Genomic DNA, 25,727 nt, shown 5'->3' on the forward strand with positions numbered 1-25,727 from the left:
ATTAAAGTACGTCCAAATCTTGACGCGCTTTGCTCGCCTTATTGAATAATTTCTCCAAGCCAGCGCCATCGTTTTCGGAGATGAGCTTACGCATGTGATTCACGATCAATAAGTATTGGTCAAGCTCTTTCAAAATGGCAGTGCGATTACCTAAGCAAACGTCGCGCCACATCTCTGGACTTGATGCGGCTATGCGCGTGAAATCTTTGAAACCCGCACCCACGTGACTTAATTTTTGATCGGCATCTTCCGAGTTCACTACGCTAGCCATTAAGGCAAAGGACAAAATATGTGGAAGATGAGAAACGGCTGCATAAATCGCATCGTGCTGAACAACGCCAATCTTTTTCACTTCAGAGCCAGCACTTTCCCAAAAACCGGTGATTAAACTCGTATCTTGTGGAGAATTTTCTTGCAAGGGGCAAATGATGGTCAGCTTACCTTTGAATAAATCTGCCTTTGCAGCACTGGCACCATGCTGAGCGCCTCCAGCAATCGGGTGGGCCGGCACAAATTGACAGGCCTTTTTACCAAGAACCTCTTTGGCAGCCAAAATGACATCGCCCTTCGTGCTACCCGCATCGGTAATCATGGTGCGCGGCTCAAGAAGTGGCTCAATCACTTCAAAGGCAGCTCGCATTTGCGCAACTGGCACGCAAAGCACGATCACATCGGATTGCTTGGCAGCCTCAGCCAAATCCACCACGCCATCAATCGCACCCATCTTCAGGGCTTGATCTAAATTTTCTTTGCTACGGCCAACGCCCAATACTTTTGTAACTACTCCAGCTTGTTTGAGAGCCAACCCTAAGGATGCGCCAATCAAGCCAACACCCACAATGGTGACGGTGCCGTAATTGCTTGCTGGATTAATGATGGTCATTAGGAAAGTATTTCCTTTAGAGCTGCGATGAAGGCGGCGTTTTCTTCCGGAAGACCTATAGAGATACGCAGCCACTGTGGCAATCCATAGTTACCAACAGGACGAACAATGATGCCGCGCTTTAGTAGCTCCAAATTGATACGTGCGCCAGCTTGATCATCATCGCCGACCTTTACCAATACAAAATTACCAGCAGACGGTAGGTATTTCAAACCAAGCTCATCAAAAGCATGAGTCAACTGTGCATAACCAGCCTGGTTTAATTCAAAACCTTGCTGTAAAAAAGCTTGATCTTGAAACGCCGCAATCGCTGCTGCTTGCGCAAGACTATTGACATTAAATGGCTGGCGAATACGATTCAAAAGATCGGTTAAATGCGGCTGAGCAACGCCATAACCAATGCGCAGTCCTGCTAAACCGTAAGCCTTAGAGAAGCTACGCGACAAAATCATATTTGGTAAACGCTTTACCCAAGCAATTGCATCGTAGCGCTGCTCTGGAGTGAGGTATTCGTTATAAGCCTCATCAAGTACCACCACCACATTTGATGGCACCGCCATCAAAAAATCTTCAATTTCTTTTGCCGTCAGATAACTGCCTGTTGGATTATTTGGGTTGGCCACAAAAACCAACTTCGCCTTATCGCCAGACGTTTTAATTGCTGCCAACATGGCCGGCAAATCATGGCCATAAATCTCAGTAGCAGCAACCTCAATTGCTTTAGCGCCTACAGCCTGAGTAGCTAAGGGATAAACAGCAAATGCATGCTTAGAAAAAATGACCTCGTCACCCGCTTGAGCAACAGCCCTGGCAGCTAACTCCAAAATATCATTACTGCCATTACCTAAAGTAATCCAATCGGTTGGCACCCCTAGGCGTGCAGCAAGAACATTCTTGAGCTCAAAACCATTGGAGTCTGGATAACGCCCCAAATCACTAGCCGCCCTGAGCATCGCATCTTGAGCAGACTTGGGCATACCCAGCGGATTTTCATTGGAGGCCAGCTTCACAATCTTGTTTTCATCAAGGCCGTATTCGCGCGCAACCTCACTGATGGGACGCCCACCAACGTAAGGTGCAATTGCATGAATATGTTTTAAGCCAATCTTGGATGTCATTCGAGTTTTGCTAAATGTATTTACTAATTTTTATTTGCTAAAGGATTTATCTATTTTTTGATGCTCAATCACGCAGAGTGTGGATAAGAGCCAAGATTCTTATAGAAGGCGGCAACACCCTTAAGCTCTTCAAGCGCCTTCACGACCTTGGCATCATCAGCATGCCCAGCAATGTCGATATAGAAGTGATATTCCCAAGTGCCTTTACGAGCAGGGCGAGACTCAAAGCGATTCATGGAAACGCCATGTTTTGCTAGAGGCGCAAGCAAACGGTGCACGGCACCAGGTTGATTGTCTACGGAGAGCACCAAAGAAGTTTGATCTTTACCGGTTGATTGGCATGAGTAGTTACCAACAACAACGAAACGAGTGCGGTTGTGCGGGTCATCCTGAATTTGCGCAGCTACCGCTTGCAGGCCGTAAGCCTCTTGAGCAGGATCTCCGGCAATTGCCGCCAAACTTGGATCACTAGCCGCCATGCGAGCTGCTTCTGCATTGCTGCTAACGGCCTGACGCTTTAATTGCGGAGCATGGATGCTGAGCCATTGCTGACACTGCGCCAATGCTTGAGCATGCGCACATACTGTTGTCACACCATCTAAGTTACCGCTCTTAGTCAACAAATGATGACGAATTGGGAGCACCACTTCACCACTAATGCGCATGGAAGAATCCAACAACAAATCCAAAGTACGTGAGATTGCACCTTCGCTAGAGTTTTCTACGGGAACAACACCGAATTGCGCCGCGCCCTTCTCAACCGCCTTAAACACCTCATCCAAGCTTGCGCAAGGCAGGCCAGCAATCGAATGACCAAAATAGGTTTGTGCTGCTTGCTCAGAAAACGTACCCACTGGACCCAAATAAGCAATGGATTGACGAGCCTCTAAAGCCCTACAAGCCGACATCACTTCACGCCAAATAGCAGCAATACCATCGGGCAGCAAAGGACCTGCATTGATTTCTTGAAGACGTGCAACAACTTGACGCTCACGCTCAGGGCGGAACACTGGCGATGCGAAGCCACCTTTGACATGGCCAACTTCCTGCGCAGCTTTTGCGCGCTGAGTTAGCAAATCTAGAATCTGTGCATCTAATGCATCAATCTTTTCCCGCAAGGGAGCTAAGCGCTGTTCTTCAGTACTCATTAAGCCCGCCTTTCAAAGTCGCGCATAAATTCAACCAAGGCTTTTACACCCTCAATAGGCATGGCGTTGTAGATACTGGCACGCATGCCTCCCGCAGCTTTATGACCGCGCAGAGCAACCAAACCGGCAGCATTGGATTGCGCCAAAAACTCAGCGTTCAGGTTCTCATCTTTTAGGAAGAAAGTCACGTTCATGCGTGAGCGATATTCTTTGGTAACGCGATTTTCATACAAACTACTTTGATCCAAGAAGTTGTAGAGCAAATCCGCTTTTTCTTGATTGCGCTTTTCAATCGACTTCACGCCACCTTGCTTGAGCAACCACTTAAAGCCTAATCCCGCCATGTAAATCGAGAATGTAGGAGGCGTATTAATCATGGACTGCGTATTGGCTTGCACAGACCAATCCCAAATCGTTGGAGTGATCCCCATGCTGTGGCCTATCAGGTCCTTGCGTACGATCACAATCGTTACGCCAGAAGGTCCGATATTCTTTTGCGCGCCGCCAAACCAAACAGCGCACTGATTCACGTCCATCTCTTTGGAAAGGATGTTGCTTGAAATATCTGCGACCAGGGGAATGTCGCCAACGTCTGGTACATCAGGAAACTCAACGCCGCCAATGGTTTCGTTCGCACAGTAATGAACATACGCAGCATCGCTTGATAAGCTCCAAGTCGATCTTGCTGGAATCGTATTGAATTTCTCCGCAACAGAAGATGCGGCTAAATTTGCAGTGCCGTATTTCTGCGCTTCTTTATATGATTTTTCTGACCAAACACCTGTTACCAAGAAATCAGCCTTAGGGCCATTCTTTGCCAAAGGCATGAGATTCATTGGAATGGCAGCATTTTGACCAAGGCCGCCACCTTGCAAAAGCAAGATCTCGTATGTATCAGGAATATTCATCAGCGTACGAAGATCTTGAATGACCTCCTCATACACTTCCATGAACTCTTTACTGCGATGGCTAATTTCCATCACGCTAGTACCGAGTCCGCGCCAATTAAGCATTTCATCAGCAGCCTGCTTCAATACCTCTTCAGGCAAAGTAGCAGGCCCCGCAGCGAAATTAAAAATGCGGCGGTCAAAAGTCATGATGTGTCTAGTCTAGAGGTGACGCTTAAGCGTCACCTGCCGTATCGTCATTAGAGTCGGTTGCTGGATCTGCAGATACATCACCCTCTTCTGCGTCGTCAGCATCGTCATCTGAATCGCTTTCAGCAATACGCTGCAAGCCAGACAAACGTGTACCTTCATCTACGTTAATCAAAGTAACGCCTTGAGTAGCGCGACCCATCTCACGAATTTCAGAAACGCGTGTACGTACCAAGACACCGCCAGTAGTGATCAACATAATTTGATCTTCCGGAGATACCAAGGCAGCAGCAACAACTTTACCGTTGCGCTCTGAAGTCTGGATGGCGATCATGCCTTTAGTGCCACGACCATGACGAGTATATTCAGCGATTGGGGTACGTTTACCGTAACCATTTTCTGTCGCAGTCAACACACTACTTGGAATGGCAATACCGTTTGCATCAACCACAGCCGCCTCAACACCTTCTGCAGCCTCCGCTGGGGCAACTAACATCGCAATCACTTGATGACCTTCACCTAGGTTCATACCGCGCACACCACGTGCGGTACGGCCCATTGGACGAACATCATTCTCGTCAAAACGCACTGCTTTACCAGCATCAGAGAACAACATCACATCATGCTGGCCATCAGTAATGGCAGCGCCAACCAAGAAGTCGTTTTCGTTCAAGTCAACCGCAATAATTCCGGCCTTACGTGGGTTAGAGAAGTCAGACAAACGTGTCTTCTTCACGGTACCCAAGCTAGTAGCCATAAATACGTACTGATCGTCCTGGTAACCCTTAATTGGGAGAATCACAGTGATCTTCTCGCCTTCAATCAGCGGGAACATATTGACGATTGGCTTGCCACGTGAAGTACGGCTACCTTGCGGAACTTCCCATACCTTGAGCCAATACATACGCCCACGATCAGAGAAGCAAAGGATTGTGTCATGCGTATTTGCCACGAAGAGTGTTTCAATCCAATCTTCGTTCTTAGTAGCAGCAGCTTGCTTACCGCGTCCACCACGTTTTTGCGCACGGTACTCGCTTAGCGGCTGACTCTTCATATAACCAGTATTTGAAAGTGTCACTACTAAATCTTGCGGCGTAATCAAATCTTCAGTGAAGAGTTCAGTTGCATTCATTTCAATAAATGAACGACGACCTGTATCACCACCAGCAATACCAAATTCAGATTGAACTTCTTTTAATTCGGTTTCGATCACTTGAGTTACGCGCTCTGGCTTCGCCAACAAATCGAGTAAGTCAGAAATCTCTGCCATGACTTCTTTGTATTCGTTAACAATCTTGTCTTGCTCAAGACCTGTCAAACGTTGCAAACGCATTTGCAAAATTTCTTGCGCTTGACTATCTGATAGGCGATACAAGCCAGTAGTTTGCATGCCGTACTCAGGCAACAATCCTTCTGGGCGATAGGCGTTACGGCCGCCTGGCGTATCTGTCTCAGCACGTGCCAACATCTCACGCACCATCGATGAATCCCAAGCCTTGCTCATTAACTCTTGCTTAGCAATCACTGGGTTTGCAGCAGCTTTAATAATCGCAATGAACTCGTCGATGTTAGCTAACGCAACAGCCAAGCCTTCTAAGACGTGACCGCGATCGCGTGCTTTGCGCAATTCAAAAATTGTGCGACGTGTAACAACTTCACGACGATGCTGCAAGAAGTACTCAAGCATTTGCTTCAAGTTCAACAAGCGTGGCTGGTTATCTACCAAGGCCACCATGTTCATACCGAAGTTATCTTGCAGCTGAGTGCTCTTGTACAAATTATTCAGAACAACTTCAGGCACCTCGCCACGCTTGAGTTCAATCACAACGCGCATACCGGATTTATCTGACTCATCACGCAAGTCAGAAATGCCTTCAACTTTTTTCTCATTCACTAACTCGGCAATACGTTCGAGCAAGTTCTTTTTGTTCACTTGATATGGCAACTCATCAACGATGATGGCTTGACGTGCGCCCTTGTCCAAATCTTCAAAGTGAGTCTTCGCGCGCATCACTACACGGCCACGACCAGTGCGATAGCCCTCACGGACACCCTGAACGCCATAAATGATGCCGGCGGTTGGGAAATCAGGGGCTGGAATGATCTCAATCAGCTCGTCAATCGTGCATTCTGGGTTGTGAAGCACGTGTAAACAGGCTGTAACCACCTCATCTAGGTTGTGGGGAGGGATATTGGTCGCCATACCCACAGCAATGCCAGAACTGCCGTTTATGAGCAAATTAGGCACTTTAGCAGGCAAAATCAGGGGTTCTTTCTCGGAACCGTCGTAATTTGGCCCAAAATCGACCGTTTCCTTGTCCAAATCGGCCAAAAGCTCATGGGCGATCTTGCGTAGGCGGATTTCGGTGTATCGCATCGCAGCAGCGTTATCGCCGTCTACGGAGCCAAAGTTGCCCTGCCCGTCAACCAGCATATAGCGCAGAGAGAAATCCTGGGCCATTCGAACGATGGTGTCATACACCGCAGAATCACCGTGCGGATGGTATTTACCGATTACATCGCCAACTATACGGGCAGATTTTTTGTAAGCTCGGTTCCAATCGTTGTTTAATTCATACATCGCGAATAAGACCCGGCGGTGAACCGGTTTGAGGCCATCACGCACGTCTGGCAGGGCTCTGCCGACGATGACGCTCATTGCGTAGTCCAAATAGGACCGCCGCATTTCGTCTTCGAGGGATATTGGTAGTGTTTCTTTAGCGGCTTGTTCCATCTGGAAATAATATCATTTTGATGACAGGTAGGCCCTATGCTAAGATTCTGTCAGTTTGTACGAAATTGAGATGTGTCGCTTTGCAGTTTTTTGCATCAAAGTAGGGCGAATTACATTTAAGTTTGACTTTAATTAAAAAAGAGATTTTTGAGGACTAAAAATGAACAAAACCCTAAAAGTGTTGCTGGCTTCTGTTATTACCGTTTCTGCTACTGCAGCAATGGCTTCTGATAACTGGGAAAACAACTCTGGCTTGAATTGGAAAAACGGCGACGGCACATTGTGCTGGCGTGACAACAGCTGGACACCTGCTACTGCAGCTAAAGGTTGTGACGGTGCATTGACTGGTGGCGCAGCTTCTGGCGTTAGCCAAAGCAAGATCACTTTGCAAGCTGACACACTTTATGACTTCAACAAGTCTGACTTGAAGCCAGAAGGTAAAGCTACTTTGGACAAGATCGCTGCTGACTTGAAGAAAATCAAGTTAGAAGTAATCATTGCTGTTGGTAACACTGACAGCGTTGGTACAGATGCATACAACATGGCCCTCGGTCAGCGTCGTGCTCAGTCAGTTAAGACTTACCTGACAAGCAAAGGTGTTGACGGTAGCCGTATCTACACAGAATCAAAAGGCAAGAGCAATCCAGTTGCATCAAATGCAACTGCTGAAGGCCGCGCTAAGAACCGCCGTACTGACATCGAAGTTGTTGGTACAGCAGCTAAGTAATTCACTTTACTTGTAAAAAAGCCCGCTTCTAGCGGGCTTTTTTATTTCCGCTATATTCATCATCTTCTCCATTAGCAATCTGACCGCCCCATCAATATGAACGTCGACCAATCTGAAATCGCCAAATTTAGTGCCCTCGCCCATCGCTGGTGGGATCCTAATAGCGAATTCAAACCACTGCATGCCATTAATCCTTTGCGACTGGGTTGGATTAAATCCTTTGTCAATTTGGAAGGTAAGAAGGTGGTTGATATCGGCTGTGGTGGTGGCATCTTGGCAGAATCCATTTCTCAATCAGGCGCAGAGACTACTGGCATCGATCTATCTGAAAAAGCACTCAAGGTTGCAGAATTGCACGCACTAGAAGTGGGTGCGAATCTAACTTACCGCTCTATATCCGCTGAAGCACTTGCTGATGAGCAGCCAGAACAATATGACGTAGTGACCTGTATGGAAATGCTGGAACATGTACCCGATCCAGCATCCGTAGTGCGCGCTTGCGCCAAACTTTGCAAACCAGGTGGCACTTTATTTTTTAGCACCCTCAATCGCAGTCCAAAATCATATTTATTTGCCATTATTGGCGCTGAGTACGTTCTCAAATTGCTCCCTAAGGGCACTCATGAATACGCCAAATTTATTAAGCCTTCAGAATTGGTGGCCTTTACGCGCCATGCAGGCTTAGAGATGATTGGCATAAAAGGTTTGAGTTACAACCCACTCACTCAGGTTTACAGCCTAAATGATGATGTGGACGTAAATTACATGATTGCCGTAAAGAAGTAAGCACAATGAGTAATGCATCAAGCCCTTATCAAGGCATCTTTTTTGACTTAGATGGCACATTAGCTGATACAGCACCAGATTTAGTGGCGGCCACCAACCAACTTTTGGTTGCGCGCAACCAATCTCCTAAGCCTTACGAATTTCTCCGGCCCTATGCATCTGCCGGTGCCAGAGGTTTGCTTGAGGGGGCATTTGGAATCGCTCCCGACCATGCGGATTTCATCGCCCTACGCGATGAGTTTTTCAGTAACTATGAAAAAGCTTTGCTCGTTGACAGCAAATTATTTGATGGGATTGGTCATTTACTCGATCAAATGGACGATGCAAAACTCCCTTGGGGCATCATCACCAACAAAAGTGAGCGCTTTACCAACCCCTTAACAGAGCTTATGGGATTACGTCAGCGGGCGGTTTCCACGGTTTCTGGCGACACTACGCCGTACTCAAAACCACACCCAGAACCCATATTGCATGCAGCCAGAGTTGCTAATATTGACCCCACGAAGTCAATCTACGTTGGCGACGACATTAGAGACGTTATCGCTGGCAAAGCTGCCGGCATGAAGACCGTGGCAGCCGCCTATGGATATTGCGGCTGTAAAGAGCCTCCTGAGGCCTGGGGAGCGGATTACCTGGTCGATAACCCCCGCGATTTATTAAAAATCATCTTTCCCAACAGGGAATAAACCAAAAGATATCAAGCAATTTAAGGCCTGGAGCCTTAAAATATGGGTTCCAATGCATGAACTCCGGGGTCGACATGGTTTCGACGTGGATTACAAAGCATCAAGGGCATACCGAGGACCCGTTATCTCGTAAATCAATGGGAATGTTTTAACTGCAAACGACGAACGTTTCGCACTAGCCGCTTAATTGCGGTTGCCCCTGAACTGATTCTCTCTTGGGTCAGCTAGCGCAAGCTAGATCAGGGTCATTTACAAGAGATAAGATCATTTCATGTCACGGGGAATGATTCGAAAACTTAGTGAATCGTCAGCGTGGAACGTGTCAATCCGTGCCTAGCTGATTAAATCAAACGATATGACTAAGTATGTAGAACTTGTTGTGGAGGATTTGCGGACGCGGGTTCGATTCCCGCCGACTCCACCATTAAAAGCAAACCCCTCTGATTTTTAGAGGGGTTTTGTTTTTTATTTAACGCCTAAGCGCCATAGTGAAGTAACTTCCTTAGAGCGCGCTGCATGCAATGCATCCGTTTTATCAAACACCTTGTGATGAGTTGGCTTGGTGTCTACACGCCCTAAAACTGTTAACCCAGCCTGCTCAATCCAATCAAGTAAGACCTCTCGCGTTCGCAAACCTAAATGCTCCGCTATGTCGGAAAGAATTAGCCAACCTTCACCATTAGGCAAAAGATGATCTTTTAGATTTCCTAGAAAGCCTTTTAGCATCTGGCTTTCCGGGTCATATACCGCATGCTCTAAAGATGAGCTCGGTCTTGCAGGCAACCATGGTGGATTGCAAACTATGAGCGCAGCTTTTTCCGGCGGAAATAAATGGGTTTTTCGAATCTCAATTTGAGACTGCAATCCCAAGCGCGCAATATTGTCTTGCGCACAAACGATGGCACGCTCATCTATATCGGTTGCAATAATTTTTTGAATATCTCGCAGAGCCAACACGACAGCTAACACGCCGGTTCCAACACCGATATCAATAGCAAGAGATTCTTTTTTCATGGCGCTTGGTAGAGGCGTCTTAAGCACTAGCTCAATATACTCACCACGAACAGGTGAGAACACACCGTAGTGCGGATGAATGCGAACTTCCTCATCATCCCTAGTAAGGACTTGAACGCCCTTCTTGCGCCACTCATGAGCACTAATTACACCCAACAACTCTCGTAGAGAAATCACATAAGACTCGTTTTGCTTTCCGTATGCCTCGAGACACGCTTGAGTCACGTCAGGAGCACGCCTTAATGGAATGCTATGGTCAGGATTAATCTGAATAAGTAGCATTCCCAAAATACGTGCACGCTGCGATTGTGAGAGTCGATGCAGATTGAAGACATCTAAAGCGCTCTTGATCTTATCTTTTTCAACCCGATCGGCCCTTTTGGATTTTTTGGGAGGCTTATCCACCCTTCTCGCTAGAGCTTGCAAGAGTTGACGTGCATTCTGAAAGTCGCCTTTGTATAGCATTGCCGTACCTTCGCAAGCTAGGCGATATGCAATATCTGCAGTCAGCGTGTCATCGGCTATCTGAATTTTTTTATGCGGGGCAATACCATTCTCGGAATGCCACTGAGCGGAGCACTCCTGCTCACCCTCTAACCATTGAAGTAGCTTAGCTTGGCTCACCTAGGCGATCACAAAACGATTATTTTGATAATCATCAATCGCTTGTTCGATCTCAGTACGCGTATTCATGACAAATGGGCCATATTGCACGATAGGCTCATGCAAAGGTAATGCGGCGAGAACTATAAATTGCGCGCCCAATGCGCCCGCCTTAGCCTTTAAGCGATCACCATCACCCAAAACAACAGCAGCTTGCTTTGGTACCTCACGCATGGGGCCACCAAGCTCTAAATTACCTTCATAAATATAAATGAACGCATTAAGTTCTTTGGGAATGCGGTGCTCGAATTCTGCATTTGGGGGCAGGTGCACATCTAGAAATAATGGCGCCGTAGTGATTCCCTGAATGGGTCCGGCAGTCACATTACCATCGTACTCATAAGTGCCTGCAATAACCTTTACTGATCCGCCGTTAGCCAGAGCCGCCTTAGGAATATCTTCCACTTGGATATCTTGGTATCCAGCGGGCTTCATTTTTTCTTTAGCAGGCAAGTTAATCCACAGTTGAAAACCGCGCATAGCGCCACTGACTTGTTGTGGCATCTCAGAATGAATAATGCCGCGGCCCGCGGTCATCCACTGCACGCCACCAGTCTTGAGATGGCCTTGATTGCCTAAATGATCCTCATGCAACATATGGCCTTCAAGCATATATGTCACCGTCTCAAAGCCCCGATGCGGGTGAGCTGGAAAGCCTGCTACGTAATCATTTGGATCGTTTGATGAGAACTCATCCAACATCAAAAAAGGATCTAGCCTGACTTGATTTTGACCGCCAATGCTGCGACGTAATTTAACGCCCGCACCATCAGAAGTGGCAATGCCAGGAATAATCGTTTGGATATTGCGAATCATGATTTTTTAGGCGGGAGGATGATCTTCGGGATTCACATCCAGGGCAATTAAGAAGCGCGAGACCATGTTGTAAGCAGCAATGACGGTCACCAACTCAACCGCATCCGTATTGCCTAGAGACTTTTGCAAGCGCTTCATGAGCTCAGGATCCACCTTAATATTGCGCGTCATTTGAAAGGTTAAATCGGCAGCGTCATTTTCCACTTGAGAAAAAAGATTTTTAGGAAAACTTGCCTGACCAATCAAGCGAAGACCTTCAACTTGCTCCTCAGTGCCACCCGCTTTTTTAAAGGGAGGCGCATGATGAAAGAACTCATACTCCGCCCCATTTAGAACTGCAACACCACACATTGCCAACTCGCGTAACTTAGGATCCAAAGATAAATTATTGCGAATTTCACCAATGAAATGATTCCAACCTTCTGCAATAGGAACACTATGCAAAAGCATGCGATCGAGATTGATGAATTGACCGCCACGTCTTTTACGAATAGCGGCGACCAGCTCAGCTGGCTCTGCTAAATCCATTGGCTGATACGGAATTAAACGTTCTGACATAAAGACCTTTTATTGACCAGTTTCTTTAATATTGTTTTCAATCACGAACTTACCCCAGACGCCAATTTGTTTGCCTATAAATTCACGGGCAACTTCAGGCGTACCGCCGACAATATCAATACCTTGTGCTTTGAACTTCGCAGCAACCGCAGGCGTTTTTAAGGCCTTATTCAAAGCCTTATTCATTGCATCTACTACAGCAGGTGGTGTTTTGCCGGGCGCCAAAACTGCCCACCAAGCTGGAGCGCTAAAGCCTGGGAAGCCGCTTTCAGAAATCGTTGGGACATTCGGTAGGGAAGGAGATCTTTTCGCTGTAGTAATCACTAAAGGAATGACGCCGCCACTATCCACGTGCGGCTTCACCAAAAACTCTGAACCTACAGCCAACTCAACTTGACCACCCAAAGCATCTTGCATCAAAGGGCCGCCACCACGATAAGGGATGTGGTTCCAATCAAAGCCCGCTTGTTTAGCAAGGCGCGCCATTGCTAAGTGTCCCAAGCTACCAATACCAATCGAACCATAGCTAAATTGTTTACCCGTCTTAGACATATCTACGAGCTGCTTAAAGCTAGTAATACCAGACTTCTTGCTCGCAACCAAAACCATTGGCGATGTACCAACCAAAATGACAGGGGCAATATCTTTAATGGTGTCGTACGGAAGCTTGTCTTTCAAACTTGGATTAACGCCATGGGTATCAAACACCACCGCAAAGGTGTAACCATCTGGATCAGAGCGGGTCATGGCTGAAGTACCAATCACGCCTGAGGCGCCGCCTATGTTCTCAACAATCACATTTTGCTTCAACTCAGCCTGCAAGGCCGGGGCCAATACGCGGGCAACCTGATCTACAGAACCACCAGGAGGAAATACCGCGATCAAGCGAATAGGCTTTTGAGTAGGCCAAGTACCCACCCCAGCAGTTTGAGCGCCAGCTATCGCACTAACCGCCAATAGGGCTAAAAATAGGGCTCTTTTGGCCGTTTTTGCTAAATACAGCATGGATTGTCTCCTTTTAATAAGACCTCAAGATTACCACCCCCTAGGCCTGTTTGCTCGATAATGTGAGGGTTGCTAAGTGAGAGAAACAATGAAGTCTATTTTGAATATTGCCGCCTATTTATTCGTCAGTCTTGATGGACTGCCAGAGTTGCGCTCCAAGATGCTCGATGAATGTAATAGTCGCCAACTAAAAGGGACCATCCTGTTAACTGGCGAAGGCATCAATATGTTTCTCGCCGGCAAAACTGATGAATTACGCGGATTCCTAGACTGGCTTCGTTTAGATCCTCGCTTTAAACCTCTCGAAGCAAAAGAGAGTTGGTCGGATGAGCAGCCATTCAAAAAGATGCTCATCAAACTCAAAAACGAAATTATTCGGATGAATCACCCAGCTATTCGTCCTGAAGAAGGTCGCGCGAATTTCATTACACCTAAAAAACTACAAGAGTGGCTTGACCGTGGTACGGACGACCTCGGGCGCCCAGTGGTTATGGTGGATACACGTAATGCCTTTGAAGTGGATTACGGTACCTTTGAAAACGCCCTTCATTTCAATATTGAAAAGTTCACAGAATTTCCAGCCGCTATCTCCGCACATAAAGAGGAATTAGCAGATAAAACTTTAGTCAGTTTTTGCACCGGAGGCATTCGTTGCGAAAAGTCTGGGCTGTATATGAGAGAAATTGGCATGCAGCATAGCTACCAATTAGAAGGTGGAATTCTCAAATACTTCGAGGAAGTAGGCTCTGCGCATTACAAAGGCAGTTGCTTTGTCTTTGATGAACGCGAAGCGTTGGAGCCAAACCTCGATGAGATTCCTGTAGAAGTTTCTGTGCGGAAAAAACTTAAAGCAGAAAAGTCTAGCTAATTAAATTAGGTGGACTTTCCGACCAAAGTCATGTGCTCCACAAAAGGGGGCTTCACAAAAAAAGGCCCCACGATAGCGCGCCAATCAGCAAATGCTTCTGAGCCTCGAAAATCAACAGTATGGTTTTCCAAGGTATCCCAGTAAATCAGCAATAAATAGCGCGAAGGGGATTCCACACTATGGTTCACCTTAAACCCCCGAAAGCCTTTGGCCTTTGAGATGACCGTCTCCACGCCCCGCAAAATAGCCTCTTCAAACTGCTCCTGCTTGGCTGGGTCGATTTCTAGGTCGCAATGTTCCAAAATCATGGGGTTTCCTTGGTCAAAAAAGATTCGCTATCAATAGTAAAATGTTTAAGCAACAACACATTAATACAAAATAATAAACTGGACTCGAGACATGTCAAAATCAAGCAATCGGCTAGTGCCGATTTTTTTATCATTCCTATTTGCAGCATGTAGCGCTCATGCGCAAACCACAGCCGCTAGCTACCCAGTTAAGCCAATTAAACTAATAGCCCCTGTAGCCGCCGGTGGTGGCTTAGATAATCTTGCGCGCGCAGTGGCTGAAAAACTATCTCGTTCAATTGGCCAAACAGTCGTTGTTGAAAATATGGGTGGCGGTGGTGGTTCTATTGCATCTCAAGCTACCGCAAAAGCACCTGCTGATGGCTACACCCTAATGATTGCCTATGTTGGCACCCATGGAACCAACCCAGCGGTTCGCAAATTACCTTATGACGCGATAAAAGATTTCACTCCCATCGGCATGATTGGCGCAACACCAAATGTGTTGATCATTAACCCAGAACTGCCAATTAAAAATTTTAAAGAGTTTGTTGATTACGCCAAAAAGAATCCTGCCAAACTCAGCTACGGATCAGCGGGCCCTGGAACTCTGACCCATTTGGGCATGGAGCAATTAAAACTGGCTGCAGGAATATTTATGGTGCACGTTCCTTATCGCGGCGTTGGCCCAGCATATACCGACCTTCTAGCGGGCCAGACACAGGCGATGTTCCCAACTCTATTTGCAGCGCTACCTTACATTAATACGAATCGCGTGCGAGGATTGGTTATTACTGGGGCTAAGCGCAGCCCAGCAGCACCGAACATTCCCACCTTTAAAGAACTTGGCTATAACGGCTTTGATGGTCAACAGTGGTACGGCTTAGTGGGACCAGCCAACTTACCGCCCGCCATTGTTACCAAGCTGAATATGGAGCTGAACAAAGTACTGGCATTACCTGAGTTCTCAGAAAAGATGACGAGCGAAGCAATGACTTTGATGCCAATGACGCCACCACAATTTGCCAACTACATCAAAGAAGATATTGCACGCTGGGCCAAAGTTGCCAAAGAACGCAATATTGAAATTGAATAAATTCTCAGTCTTACATTTACCTAAAAATACTCAACATAAATCATAGGAATTTTGATATGTCACACGCTATCGCCGCCGCAGCGGACCTGAATGCCCCACCAGTTACCAAAATATTGGCTGAATTTGTTACGGCTCACCCAAGCCAAGGATGGACGCCTGAGGTTGATCATGAAGCCCATCGCACTTTTTTAAATTGGCTTGGTTGCGCTATTGGCGCAGCAAACCATGAGAGCGTTGAATCCTCATTGGCAGCTATTCGTGAATTTCAGCCAGCACCGCAAGCCAGTATCTTGGGACGCAAAGACAAAGTCGATATGGGTGGCGCTGCCCTAATTAACGGCATCAGCTCACACACTTTTGACTTTGATGACACCCACCTCAAGACGGTTATTCACCCGGCAGGTCCAGTTGCCTCAGCCATCCTGGCGCTTGGTGAGCATATTGGCGCCAACGGACGTCAAATAATTGATTCACTCGTTCTCGGAATTGATGTTGCTTGTCGTGTTGGTAACGCGATGTACCCTGACCACTATCACCGCGGTTGGCATATCACTGGCTCAACCGGCATGCTCGGTTCTGCTGCAGCATGTTCTCGCTTAATGGGCCTAGATTTACAAAAAACTACTATGGCGCTGGGCATTGCCGCCTCTCAGCCAGTTGGTATGCGTGAACAGTTTGGCACAATGACCAAACCTTTTCATCCAGGTGGCGCTGCACGTGCAGGCCAACTTTCTGCGCTACTTGCAAAACATGGTTTTACCGCCAGTCCTAAAGCGCTTGAAGCAGGTCGTGGTTATATGCAAACTGTTTCTACTAAATGCGACTGGACAGAGATCGATCGCAATCTTGGTAAGCAATTTGAGATTTCGCTAAACACCTACAAACCTTTTGCTTGCGGCATTGTCATTCATCCAGCAATTGATGCCTGCGCCCAACTACGCGCCCAGGGCGTAAAGGCGGAAGACGTTGAGCGCATTGAACTTCGCGCCCACCCACTCGTTCTTGAATTAACAGGCAAGAAGACACCTAAAGATGGTCTCGAAGGTAAGTTCAGCGTGTATCACGGCTGTGCTGTTGGCCTGATATTTGGTCAAGCAGGCGAAGGTGAGTATGCCGATGACATTGTGAATCGTCCGGATGTTGTGGCATTGCGCGCTAAGGTGAACGCCACCACAGACACTTCTATTAGCGAAGCCTCAGTTGACGTCAAAGCGTTCCTCAAGAACGGCAAAGAAGTGCATATTTTCGTGAAGAATGCGATCGGCTCTGTTGAGAACCCAATGAGTGATGCAAATCTAGAGCAGAAGTTCACCAGTTTGGCTGAGCCTGTAATTGGCGCAGAGAAAACGCGTCAATTAATTGCTGCGCTGTGGAAGCTAGGCCAAGCATCCGATCTCAAGCAAATCTTGAATCTCTGCACTCCAGATTAAATTCAACTGAAAGTATTTGACTCATGGCTTCATTACCAAACATCGTTATTCTGGGCGACTACGAACGCGCCCTACGTCGCTTTTCTAAGTGGGATAAATTAGATCAGCAAGCCAATCTCACTATTCACCATGATCCCCTAAAGGATGAGGCGCTATACGAAGCGGTGAAGGACGCAGACGCAATAGCGATTGTTCGCGATCGCTCCCCTTTTAACGAGGCCATGATTGCACGCTTACCTAAACTTAAATTTCTGATGTTTACTGGGGAACGTAACGGCACACTAGAAGCATCTGCCTTGGTTTCCCGCAATATTCCAATGGCTTGCACACCTGGCGGCCCCTCTAAAGAAACCACTGCTGAACTTACCTGGGTACTCATCTTGGGGGCATCTAAACGCCTCATTGAAGAAAACAAGCTCATCTCATCCGGTGGATGGCGTGATGAACTATCTCTGCTACCAATGCTATCAGGCGAAAGACTGGGCATCATGGGTCTTGGCGCAATTGGAAGTCGCGTAGCACGAGTGGGCGCCGCTTTTGGCATGGAGGTGGTTGCCTGGAGTCCACGCATGACACCGGAGCGTGCTGCCGCTGAGAATGCAAAAGCAGTGAGCTTAGATGAGCTACTGAAAACATCTAAAGTTGTTTCCATGCACCTTGTAGCGGGACCTGGCACCAAGGGATTAATCAGCGCAGATCAACTAGCGCTAATGCGCCCTGACTCCATACTGATCAACACTTCACGCGCTGCATTAATTAATATGGCCGATCTGCAAAAAGGATTGGCCGCCGGCAGGCCCGGACAAGCTGCTGTCGATGTGTTTGATGTTGAGCCACTCCCAGAAAATGATGTTTTACGTAACACCAAAAATCTTTTAGTAACACCCCATCTTGGATTTATTGCAGAACCTATTTTTGCCACCTTCTCTAAAGGAATTACCGAAACCCTGGAAGCTTGGCTAGAAAATAAACCTGTTCCTCACCCATTTAAGCCACAGTAGATTTGAAAACCCTTACACCACTCGAACTGTTTATAAGCTTTAGCAAAATCGGGATGTCCGGGTTTGGTGGGGTTTTACCATGGGCCAGAAGAACCCTGGTCGAGCGCGACAAAATTCTGAGCTCCGAAGAATTTAGCGCCATGCTGGGCATCTGCCAAATTGTCCCGGGCCCGAATATTGTTAATCTTGCAGTGTGTGTTGGTTCTCGCTTTGGCGGCGCTAGAGGTGCAATTGCTTCTGTATTGGGCTTAACCTTGGGGCCAATTTCCATCGTCATGTTGCTAGCAGTTTTATATGAACATTACAGCTACCTTGAATCGGTCAAAGGCGTTCTCAGAGGAATCTCTGCCGTAGGAGTTGGTTTAATTGCTTCGACAGGTTTCAAAATGCTCAGGGATGAGTTTCGCTATCCGGCAATGTTTATTGTGGTGATTGTCACCATACTGGCCGCTAGCTATTTTCATCTAGGCCTAGGGTGGGTGGTACTTATCTCTTCACCGCTAGCCTTGGTCTTAGCCTGGAAGAAAGCTCATACAGAATGAGCGCTCTTCTTGGTCTTTTTCTTAAACTTTCTGCATTCTCTTTGGTTGCATTTGGAGGGGTGAATGCCCTGCTTCCTGTACTCTTTAACCTAGCAGTGAACCAAGAGCACTGGATCGACGTACAAACTTTTTCCGACTATTTCGCTATAGCTCAAGCAGCTCCTGGTCCCAATTTTATGACCGTCACACTATTGGGTTGGCATGTCTACGGAGTTATTGGCGCACTAACTGCAACGCTTGCAATTGCATGGCCCTCTTCAATTTTGATCTTTTACTTACAGCGCCTCATTTTGGGCATTAAAGATCCCCTGAAAAAGAAATCCATTCAGTACGCTGCTGCTGCCCTAGCAATTGGCTTAGTTTTATCTTCTGCTTGGCAAATTTCCTTACAGATCAATCAAAGCATGGCCGCGTATCTATTGACGATAAGCACTATTGCGATTACCTTGTTTACTCGCTGGCATCCACTTTATTTAATAGCCATTGGTGGAGCACTGGGAATGTTTGGTTTTATCTAACGCAAAGATATAAGGATCAATATGCGCCTCATTCAAGTCATCTCTTTTTGCCTGCTTAGCATTGGCACTGTTTTTTCTTCAGCCGCCATTGCGCAAAGTAACTATCCCAACAAGCCCATCAACTTTATTGTTCCTTACGGTGCCGGCGGTGGCGCAGACTCACGCAGCCGTCAAGTAGCACAGAAGATGAGTGTGATTTTGAAGCAGCCGATTATTGTGGATAACAAACCTGGCGCTGGCGGCAATATTGGCACTGAATACATTTCTCGCGCTGCGCCAGATGGATACACCATTGGCATGGGTAACTTTGCTCCTATGGCTGTCAACAAAACACTCTTTGGGAATCTACGCTACGACCCGGAAACAGATCTAACGCCGATCGTTTTGGTTGAAAAAGGCCCATTGGTACTGGTAGTCAATCCAGCCTCACCATACAAGACGGTGCAAGATATTGTGAGTGCTGCAAAAGCTAAACCCGGTGTACTTACATTTTCATCTGGCGGCATTGGCGGTAGCCACCAACTCTCCGCAGAGTTATTTGAACAAAATGCCGGGATCGATATGATTCATGTGCCATATAAGAGCGGTTCAGCAGGATTAACGGACCTCATGGCCGGAAATGTCACCATGATGTTTGATCAAATGTATTCCGCTATGCCCAGCATCAAAGCGGATAAATTACGTCCGATTGCGATCACCAGCAAAAAACGCTCACCCTTACTTCCGAACGTTCCCAGCTTTGCAGAAGTGGGCTACCCCAAGGTTGAGGTTCTGAATTGGCAGGGCTTGATTGCGCCAAAAGGCACACCCAAAGCCATTATTGATAAATTAAATGCAGCGGCAAATGAAGCACTTAAAGATCCTCAGTTACGCGAACTCATGCTATCGCAAGGCAATGAGATTGGCGGAGGAAGTCCCGCAGACTTTGCAGCACTCATTAAATCTGAATCACAAAAATGGAGTGCCGTTGTTAAAACAGCGAATATCAAACCAGAGTAAAGAAGCAATCACTGATCTAGCAACTGCAATTACCAGGGAATGACATTGGGGGCTTAGGCCCCCAATTTTATTTGAGCGCCTGGTAAGTAAGGATGCCCAAGAAAGTTAATACTAGCGAGCCCACCAAGTGAAGCAAGGCAGTGCCTAGGGCCCAGCTAAGTTCGCCACGCTGCATAAATCCAACAACCTCAGCAGAAAAACTGGAGAAAGTGGTTAAGCCACCCAGAAAGCCGGTGATCACAAAAAGTTTCCACTCAGGCGAGAGATTGGGGTTGTTTCCAAAAAAGGCAATCGCAATGCCAATAAGGTAGCCACCCACCATGTTGGAGAAGAGCGTTCCCAATGGGATCACGGAGGCTGCGCCGACCGTTAAAAAATTAAAGCCCGCTCTCAATAATGCGCCAAGGCCTGCGCCAAAGAAAATTGCAAAGATAGATAGCCACATAATCAGTTCTCTATTGAATTGAAAAACCCAGCATGCTGATTGAACTCATTTCGATTCCATCAATATAGACTTTTGCATGCTCGTCTTCATGTTGTAAAGCTAGGGTATATAAAGCAGGCCAGTAATGCTCGGCCGTCGGAATAGAAAGATGCGCAGCATCCCCAAAATGCTCCCAATCGATTAATGGATCATGATGGTTAGCGCGCATTTCTGAGCTAAAAAAATGATTGAACTCTGATGCCCATGGATAAGGCTTGGCATCTTCTTGCCAATGAATGGTTCGCAGATTGTGCACCACATTACCGCTGGATAGAATCAGAATATTTTCATCGCGCAATGGGCGTAACTGTTTAGCTAACTCATAGTGTTCACGAGCTGACATTGAGCCATCAAGGCTAAGCTGCACCACAGGAATATCGGCATCGGGATATAGATACTTCAGAACAGACCATGCACCATGATCAATGCCCCACTCATTTTCTTCGAGCACTACTGGAACACTTAATAACTCTTGTACGCGATCTGCTAAAGCAGGACTTCCAGGCGCTGGATATTGGATATCAAACAAGGCCTGTGGAAAGCCACCAAAGTCATGAATTGTTTTTGGTCTTGGCATTGCTGTAACCCATACGCCTCGGGTTACCCAATGCGCCGAGATGACTAAGATTGCATCGGGGCGTTTTAATGACTTACCTAGAGCTGACCATGCCGCCGTATAACGGTTGGGCTCTATGGCATACATCGGACTGCCATGGCCAGCAAATATTGCAGGTTGGCGATGGCTAGTCATTAATGCTAATTAACCGAATACGTAACCTGTATGAGCTGCAACCAATGCAAACAAAATAGCCAAGCTTGTAGCGGCTGCCAACATCACGATCAGGGTAATGATCTTTTTGTTAACTTCTTCTTTAGATTCGTTATGCCATTCGTTCATGCTAAATCCTCTGTAAACACATTAATGAATAGGGTAATTATCCACTATCGCCCGCGACCAGCCTTGCGCATCATGCCTTTTCCCCCGCCAAAGCCTGCCTGAGGCCTTCCAGCTGGGCCAGAGGGTCCTTTTGGGACGGGTGGACGTGCAGGCGGCTTAGCTGCTACCACTTTTACTGGGGTTTTTGAATCTGGTTTCTTTTCGTCAGTCACTTTGAGCTCCTATGGATATCATATTGCCATGATTACTGACTATTCTATCCAAGCCGTCGCAATTAATGCGATTCCCCTGATTTTTGCCATCACGATCCACGAAGCGGCCCATGGCTTTGCTGCACGCAAATTTGGGGATAACACCGCTTACATGCTGGGCCGAGTCAGCTTAAACCCTGCAAAACATATAGACCCCGTCGGTACCATCCTCATCCCCCTAGCTCTAATCCTCACGGGATCACCCTTTTTGGTGGGCTATGCCAAACCGGTACCCGTGAACTTTGGCAGACTTCGTAACCCCAGAATCGATTCCATTTGGGTGGCATTGGCTGGCCCTGGCTCGAATTTCATCCAAGCGCTTATTTGGCTCATTCTGTTAATCGTCTTAGTGGGATTTGGGGTAAATGAGAAATTTTTGATCTCCATGTCGCAGGCCGGCATTACCTGGAATCTAGGTCTGCTGGTCTTCAACCTATTTCCACTGCCACCCCTGGATGGCGGCTGTATTCTGGCAAGCTTGCTACCAGCCCGTCAGTCGATCGCCCTTGGTCGATTGGAGCCTTGGGGGTTCTTTATCGTGCTCGCTTTAGTCTTTACGGGGGTAATTGGGGCTTTATGGATGCAACCCTTGATGAGCTTCTTTGAGTGGCTCATCCTCATGCTGACTACCCCCTTAAGAATGATGTTTTAAATACAGCAAAAAATGTTGTTCTGGGATATGCTGATCCCAAGCAATCCTCATTGACCGAAGGAGAATATCCATGAAATTACAGAAACTCATCTTAGCGAGCACCGCCGCAGTTTTAGCAATTGGCACTGGCTCAGTATTTGCTCAATTTAAAAACTCAGAAGATGCTATTAAGTATCGCCAAAGCGCCTTTACTGTGATGGCCAACTCCTTTGGGAAAATTGGCGCCGTTGTAAAAGGCGAAGCACCGTACAACAAAGATGAAGTTGCTAAGAATGCAGCGGTAGTGGCAACTATCTCTTCTTTACCATGGCAAGCTTTTGGCCCTGGAACTGAAGGTGGAAAAGCGCAAGCTGATGTTTGGTCTGATAACGCCAAGTTCAAGGCAGCAGCTGACAAGATGCAACTAGCTGTAGCGGATCTGAATAAGGCTGCGCAGTCTGGTGATTTAGATGGCATTAAGAAATCATTTGGTGCAGCAGGCGCAACCTGCAAAGGCTGCCACGATGATTTCAAGAAGAAGTAAGAATTTTTACTTCGTAATGAAATAACCCACCACTACCGCGATCACACTCAAAAGCAACAAAGCAAAACCGCGCTGTAGCACTCCATCCTTGGAGGCTTGACCCAAGTCAGCTGGCGAATAATTTGCCTCTTCGCTTGGGTCAATTTCTTTGTCGCCACTGATCATGGGCTTAATCAGGTTTTCACCTTTGAATTTGTTGTAATACCAAATAGCGGCAATATGAATAGTGATTAAGGTATAAATCACCACCTGATTTCCTTCGTGAATCTCAGATAGAAATGACGCTAATGAGCTTGACACGTATTTTGCCAAGGGCCCCTGAAAAGCAATTTCATCATCAACAAATAAGCCAGTGGTGACCTGCACAATTAAAGCGAATAGCAAAGCAAATACAGACAACGCACCCACTGGATTGTGCCCAAGCACACGAGGCGCGCTACCTTGCAAATAATCCAGAATTGCTTTTTTATTGGGAAGGAAGGAAGCAAAACGTGCATGCTTAGACCCAATAAAACCCCAGATAATACGAAATGCCAATAAGGTCAAAATACTGTAGCCAAAATAGGCATGCCATTCAATCGCATTACCTCCCAGATTGACGCTAATAATGCTGCCGATAATACAAAGCACCAGCAACCAGTGGAATACACGGATTGGCAAATCCCAGACGCGAATAATTTTCTTCATACCTTAAGGATAAAGCAGCTTCTCCCTTAAACTAAGAAGAATTCATGAATCCCAGCAAAGCCTTTAGAACCCTACTGCTGTATCGCGTCGGCGCAACTCTCAGCTATCAAATTACGATGGTGGCGGTTGGCTGGCACCTTTACGAGATCACCAATAGCGTTGTATCTCTGGGTCTCATCGGATTGGCAGAGCTAGTTCCCTACTTTGCATTAGCACTGTATTCAGGGCATGCGGTTGATCATTACTCTCGCAAACTCATTGCAGCCATCGCTTGCGTAATTCATATTGCAGTGGCGCTATTTTTAACAGTCATTGCACTGGGTTGGCTATCGCCCCCTGTGCCTTTAATTTATACCGCAGTTGCATTTATCGGAGTGGGTCGCGCGCTATTAAGGCCCTCTTACCAGGCGCTCTTTGGACAAATCATTCCAAGAGATCAGTTACCACGCTACACCGCCTATGCGTCTTCTGCCTTTCAGATTTGCGTAGTAGCGGGTCCAGGTCTGGGCGGCCTGATGATCGGATTTGCTGGCCTCGAATGGACCTACCTACTAGCAGCAACTTGCGGAGCATTCGGTTTATACGGCATCACCTTCATTGCTGCTGTGCAAGAAAAAACTGGCAATCTATCGGGAAACTTTTTAAAGAGTTTTCTAGAGGGCTTTCATTACGTCAGAAAACATGAACTGATTTTGGGGATCATGGCGCTAGATATGTTTGCCGTTCTTTTTGGTGGTGCGGTATCTATTCTTCCTGCATTTGTTAAAGAAGTGCTAAACGCTGGCCCAGAAACCTTGGGTATCTTGCGTGCCGCTCCGGCCGCAGGGGCTGTCATCATGGGTATTTATTTGGCTAAGCGCCCAATCCTGACTGATTCTGGCAAACATCTCTTGATTTCGGTTGCTGGGTTTGGCGCCACAATTATTGCTTTTGGACTATCAAGCAACCTTTGGCTCTGTGCATTTTTCTTATTCGCCTCAGGATGTTTTGACGCAGTATCAGTTGTTATTCGCGGCAGCATCATGCAGCTGACAACACCCGATCATATGCGCGGCAGAATCAGTGCGATTAATGGCATCTTTATTGGCTCTTCGAATGAATTAGGTGCGCTTGAGTCCGGCATCGCAGCCAGCATGATGGGCTTAGTGCCCTCCATTGTGTTTGGCGGTGTCGCAACGATCGCTATTGTGCTTATCACTTACCGACTTGCACCACACTTAGGCAAGTTACACCTAAAAGACATTTCCTGAACTTATTTAATCTCAGGCAATTCTTTTTGAATGATCTTTAATCCAGCACGCAGGGCTTCTTGATAACGCTCACGCTCGGCTTTAATGGTTTCTGCAGTCCACGGGAAAAAGCCTTCACCTGTTTTCATACCAAATTTTCCACTCTCTATGCGATCACTTAAGCACTTGGCAATCGTTGGAGAATTATTCAATGTGGGGTAAATAGTTGCGCCCCCAGCACCATGTACCTCAAGACCTGCGTGGTCGCGCTGCATAGCTGGTCCAGCGGCGATATAGCGGAAACCAAAACCAAAACGAACTGCCTTATCAATATCCTCTGGTGTGCAAATGCCCGCATCCACCATAGAGAAAGCTTCACGAGATAAGGCATGCTGTAGGCGATTAGCTAAGAACCCAGGCAAATCTTTTTTAACGGTCACTGGAACCATGCCACAAGCAGTCATCAAGCGCGACAAGCTTTCACCTACCATTGGAGAAGTTCTTTCACCATAAACTACTTCGACACAAGGCACTAAATGTGCTGGCATAAAGAAATGTAAGCCAATCATGCGCGCTGCTGTTTTGAGATCTTTTGCAATTGCGCTAATCGGAAAACTCGTGCTATTACTAGCCAAGACCGCTTCAGGTTTTGCATATTTTTCTAGCTTGGCAAATAACTCCTGCTTGATATCCAAGCGCTCTGGGATGCATTCTATAACTAGATCAATATCCGCCCAATCAACCTCTTCAAGAGACCCTGCCACTGTTAATAAATGAACGCGACTTTCATAGCCAAGGTCGGCCATAGTGTTGGCAAAATAATCTGGCAAGAGGGCTCTACGCTCTGTTGTAGGCTCCACCACTTGCACCGCGCATCCTCCGCGCGCGCATACAGCGGCAACATCGGCGCCCATAGTGCCGCCACCTACGATCACCACCTTGGTTTCAGCTGGGGTAAACAACATTACATATTCTCCTAAAGGCAAGGCACTTTAAATTAAAAATCCTCTTACAATAGGCTCATTAT

Annotated in this window: 29 protein-coding genes and 1 other RNA gene; 14 read left to right on the forward strand and 16 right to left on the reverse strand. The window is 46.9% G+C overall.

Annotation, left to right across the window (positions count from 1 at the left end):
• Nucleotide 1: 1 nt before the first annotated feature.
• The 5 genes from C2745_RS07320 to gyrA all read right to left on the reverse strand — a co-directional run bounded on the left by C2745_RS07320 (nt 2) and on the right by gyrA (nt 6,980).
• Nucleotides 2–883: a prephenate dehydrogenase/arogenate dehydrogenase family protein gene (locus C2745_RS07320; protein ID WP_215383814.1), complete on the reverse strand. Its 882-nt coding sequence runs from the start codon at nt 881–883 to the stop codon at nt 2–4.
• Entirely contained in the window at nt 883–2,001 is a 1,119-nt protein-coding gene (gene hisC / locus C2745_RS07325; RefSeq protein ID WP_215383816.1) for a histidinol-phosphate transaminase, read from the reverse strand. The genes C2745_RS07320 and hisC overlap by 1 nt, the downstream gene beginning before the upstream one ends.
• A 68-nt stretch (nt 2,002–2,069) precedes the next feature.
• On the reverse strand, nt 2,070–3,149 hold the full coding sequence (pheA, locus tag C2745_RS07330) for a prephenate dehydratase (protein ID WP_215383819.1): 1,080 nt from the start codon (nt 3,147–3,149) through the stop codon (nt 2,070–2,072).
• Nucleotides 3,149–4,246: a 3-phosphoserine/phosphohydroxythreonine transaminase gene (gene serC / locus C2745_RS07335; RefSeq protein ID WP_215383821.1), complete on the reverse strand. Its 1,098-nt coding sequence runs from the start codon at nt 4,244–4,246 to the stop codon at nt 3,149–3,151. Before serC ends, pheA begins: the two co-directional genes overlap by 1 nt.
• A 25-nt stretch (nt 4,247–4,271) precedes the next feature.
• On the reverse strand, nt 4,272–6,980 hold the full coding sequence (gene gyrA / locus C2745_RS07340; RefSeq protein WP_215383824.1) for a DNA gyrase subunit A: 2,709 nt from the start codon (nt 6,978–6,980) through the stop codon (nt 4,272–4,274).
• 160 nt (nt 6,981–7,140) lie between these two features.
• On the opposite strand from gyrA, the gene ompA reads away from it, so the two are divergent.
• The 4 genes from ompA (at nt 7,141) to ssrA (ending at nt 9,603) form a co-directional block, all read left to right on the forward strand.
• The gene (ompA, locus tag C2745_RS07345) at nt 7,141–7,707 is read left to right on the forward strand and encodes an outer membrane protein OmpA (RefSeq protein ID WP_215383827.1); all 567 of its coding nucleotides are present in this window, start codon (nt 7,141–7,143) and stop codon (nt 7,705–7,707) included.
• 96 nt (nt 7,708–7,803) lie between these two features.
• Nucleotides 7,804–8,493 (forward strand): bifunctional 2-polyprenyl-6-hydroxyphenol methylase/3-demethylubiquinol 3-O-methyltransferase UbiG, encoded by a 690-nt coding sequence (gene ubiG / locus C2745_RS07350; protein WP_215383829.1) that lies wholly within the window; start codon nt 7,804–7,806, stop codon nt 8,491–8,493.
• 5 nt (nt 8,494–8,498) lie between these two features.
• Nucleotides 8,499–9,179 carry an HAD family hydrolase gene (locus tag C2745_RS07355; protein WP_215383831.1) on the forward strand — a complete coding sequence of 227 codons (681 nt, stop codon included), beginning with the start codon at nt 8,499–8,501 and terminating at the stop codon, nt 9,177–9,179.
• A gap of 65 nt (nt 9,180–9,244) precedes the next feature.
• Nucleotides 9,245–9,603, forward strand: a transfer-messenger RNA (tmRNA) gene (ssrA, locus tag C2745_RS07360).
• 41 nt (nt 9,604–9,644) lie between these two features.
• On the opposite strand, the gene C2745_RS07365 is transcribed toward ssrA, so the two are convergent.
• The 4 genes from C2745_RS07365 to C2745_RS07380 are packed head-to-tail and all read right to left on the reverse strand — an operon-like array spanning nt 9,645 to nt 13,235.
• Nucleotides 9,645–10,817 carry a class I SAM-dependent methyltransferase gene (locus C2745_RS07365; protein WP_215383834.1) on the reverse strand — a complete coding sequence of 391 codons (1,173 nt, stop codon included), beginning with the start codon at nt 10,815–10,817 and terminating at the stop codon, nt 9,645–9,647.
• Nucleotides 10,818–11,672, reverse strand: coding sequence for a pirin family protein (locus C2745_RS07370; protein WP_215383836.1), 855 nt, complete (start codon nt 11,670–11,672; stop codon nt 10,818–10,820). It abuts the gene before it with no gap.
• Between the two features lie 6 nt (nt 11,673–11,678).
• Nucleotides 11,679–12,230 (reverse strand): carboxymuconolactone decarboxylase family protein, encoded by a 552-nt coding sequence (locus tag C2745_RS07375; RefSeq protein ID WP_215383838.1) that lies wholly within the window; start codon nt 12,228–12,230, stop codon nt 11,679–11,681.
• Nucleotides 12,231–12,239: 9 nt separating this feature from the next.
• Entirely contained in the window at nt 12,240–13,235 is a 996-nt protein-coding gene (locus tag C2745_RS07380; protein ID WP_215383841.1) for a tripartite tricarboxylate transporter substrate binding protein, read from the reverse strand.
• A gap of 88 nt (nt 13,236–13,323) precedes the next feature.
• Between C2745_RS07380 and C2745_RS07385 the strand changes: the two genes are divergently transcribed.
• Nucleotides 13,324–14,103: a sulfurtransferase gene (locus C2745_RS07385; RefSeq protein ID WP_215383843.1), complete on the forward strand. Its 780-nt coding sequence runs from the start codon at nt 13,324–13,326 to the stop codon at nt 14,101–14,103.
• Nucleotides 14,104–14,108: 5 nt separating this feature from the next.
• On the opposite strand, the gene C2745_RS07390 is transcribed toward C2745_RS07385, so the two are convergent.
• On the reverse strand, nt 14,109–14,411 hold the full coding sequence (locus C2745_RS07390; RefSeq protein WP_215383846.1) for an antibiotic biosynthesis monooxygenase: 303 nt from the start codon (nt 14,409–14,411) through the stop codon (nt 14,109–14,111).
• Between the two features lie 91 nt (nt 14,412–14,502).
• Here C2745_RS07390 and C2745_RS07395 point away from each other — a divergent pair, with 91 nt between their 5' ends.
• Genes C2745_RS07395 through C2745_RS07420 form a run of 6 tightly spaced genes read left to right on the forward strand, consistent with a single transcriptional unit; the run spans nt 14,503 to nt 19,976 of the window.
• Nucleotides 14,503–15,486 (forward strand): tripartite tricarboxylate transporter substrate binding protein, encoded by a 984-nt coding sequence (locus C2745_RS07395; protein WP_215383847.1) that lies wholly within the window; start codon nt 14,503–14,505, stop codon nt 15,484–15,486.
• Between the two features lie 56 nt (nt 15,487–15,542).
• The gene (locus C2745_RS07400) at nt 15,543–16,916 is read left to right on the forward strand and encodes an MmgE/PrpD family protein (RefSeq protein ID WP_215383849.1); all 1,374 of its coding nucleotides are present in this window, start codon (nt 15,543–15,545) and stop codon (nt 16,914–16,916) included.
• Between the two features lie 23 nt (nt 16,917–16,939).
• Nucleotides 16,940–17,917 carry a D-2-hydroxyacid dehydrogenase family protein gene (locus tag C2745_RS07405; protein WP_215383851.1) on the forward strand — a complete coding sequence of 326 codons (978 nt, stop codon included), beginning with the start codon at nt 16,940–16,942 and terminating at the stop codon, nt 17,915–17,917.
• Between the two features lie 53 nt (nt 17,918–17,970).
• Complete coding sequence (locus tag C2745_RS07410) at nt 17,971–18,459, forward strand: chromate transporter (RefSeq protein ID WP_251368311.1); 489 nt, start codon at nt 17,971–17,973, stop codon at nt 18,457–18,459.
• Nucleotides 18,456–18,977, forward strand: coding sequence for a chromate transporter (locus C2745_RS07415; protein ID WP_251368312.1), 522 nt, complete (start codon nt 18,456–18,458; stop codon nt 18,975–18,977). The genes C2745_RS07410 and C2745_RS07415 overlap by 4 nt, the downstream gene beginning before the upstream one ends.
• Nucleotides 18,978–18,998: 21 nt before the next feature.
• Nucleotides 18,999–19,976 carry a tripartite tricarboxylate transporter substrate binding protein gene (locus C2745_RS07420; RefSeq protein WP_215383855.1) on the forward strand — a complete coding sequence of 326 codons (978 nt, stop codon included), beginning with the start codon at nt 18,999–19,001 and terminating at the stop codon, nt 19,974–19,976.
• 67 nt (nt 19,977–20,043) lie between these two features.
• Here C2745_RS07420 and crcB read toward each other — a convergent pair whose 3' ends face one another.
• From crcB to C2745_RS07440, 4 genes are read right to left on the reverse strand one after another with little or no spacing between them, the layout of a single operon-like run.
• Entirely contained in the window at nt 20,044–20,421 is a 378-nt protein-coding gene (gene crcB / locus C2745_RS07425; protein WP_215383857.1) for a fluoride efflux transporter CrcB, read from the reverse strand.
• A 10-nt stretch (nt 20,422–20,431) separates the two neighbouring features.
• Entirely contained in the window at nt 20,432–21,211 is a 780-nt protein-coding gene (ygiD, locus tag C2745_RS07430) for a 4,5-DOPA dioxygenase extradiol (RefSeq protein WP_215383858.1), read from the reverse strand.
• A gap of 9 nt (nt 21,212–21,220) precedes the next feature.
• Nucleotides 21,221–21,358 (reverse strand): hypothetical protein, encoded by a 138-nt coding sequence (locus tag C2745_RS07435; protein ID WP_172793433.1) that lies wholly within the window; start codon nt 21,356–21,358, stop codon nt 21,221–21,223.
• A gap of 44 nt (nt 21,359–21,402) precedes the next feature.
• On the reverse strand, nt 21,403–21,570 hold the full coding sequence (locus C2745_RS07440) for a hypothetical protein (protein ID WP_215383860.1): 168 nt from the start codon (nt 21,568–21,570) through the stop codon (nt 21,403–21,405).
• A gap of 28 nt (nt 21,571–21,598) precedes the next feature.
• On the opposite strand from C2745_RS07440, the gene C2745_RS07445 reads away from it, so the two are divergent.
• Nucleotides 21,599–22,261 carry a site-2 protease family protein gene (locus C2745_RS07445; protein ID WP_215383862.1) on the forward strand — a complete coding sequence of 221 codons (663 nt, stop codon included), beginning with the start codon at nt 21,599–21,601 and terminating at the stop codon, nt 22,259–22,261.
• A gap of 70 nt (nt 22,262–22,331) precedes the next feature.
• Nucleotides 22,332–22,784, forward strand: a complete 453-nt coding sequence (locus C2745_RS07450) for a cytochrome c (protein ID WP_215383864.1) — start codon at nt 22,332–22,334, stop codon at nt 22,782–22,784.
• Between the two features lie 6 nt (nt 22,785–22,790).
• On the opposite strand, the gene C2745_RS07455 is transcribed toward C2745_RS07450, so the two are convergent.
• The gene (locus C2745_RS07455) at nt 22,791–23,471 is read right to left on the reverse strand and encodes a cytochrome b/b6 domain-containing protein (RefSeq protein ID WP_215383866.1); all 681 of its coding nucleotides are present in this window, start codon (nt 23,469–23,471) and stop codon (nt 22,791–22,793) included.
• Between the two features lie 44 nt (nt 23,472–23,515).
• On the opposite strand from C2745_RS07455, the gene C2745_RS07460 reads away from it, so the two are divergent.
• On the forward strand, nt 23,516–24,721 hold the full coding sequence (locus C2745_RS07460; RefSeq protein WP_215383868.1) for an MFS transporter: 1,206 nt from the start codon (nt 23,516–23,518) through the stop codon (nt 24,719–24,721).
• A 2-nt stretch (nt 24,722–24,723) separates the two neighbouring features.
• On the opposite strand, the gene C2745_RS07465 is transcribed toward C2745_RS07460, so the two are convergent.
• Entirely contained in the window at nt 24,724–25,665 is a 942-nt protein-coding gene (locus C2745_RS07465; protein ID WP_215383870.1) for a 3-hydroxyacyl-CoA dehydrogenase family protein, read from the reverse strand.
• Nucleotides 25,666–25,727: the final 62 nt, after the last annotated feature.

The organism is Polynucleobacter sp. AP-Kolm-20A-A1, from assembly GCF_018688315.1.
Lineage (GTDB): Bacteria > Pseudomonadota > Gammaproteobacteria > Burkholderiales > Burkholderiaceae > Polynucleobacter.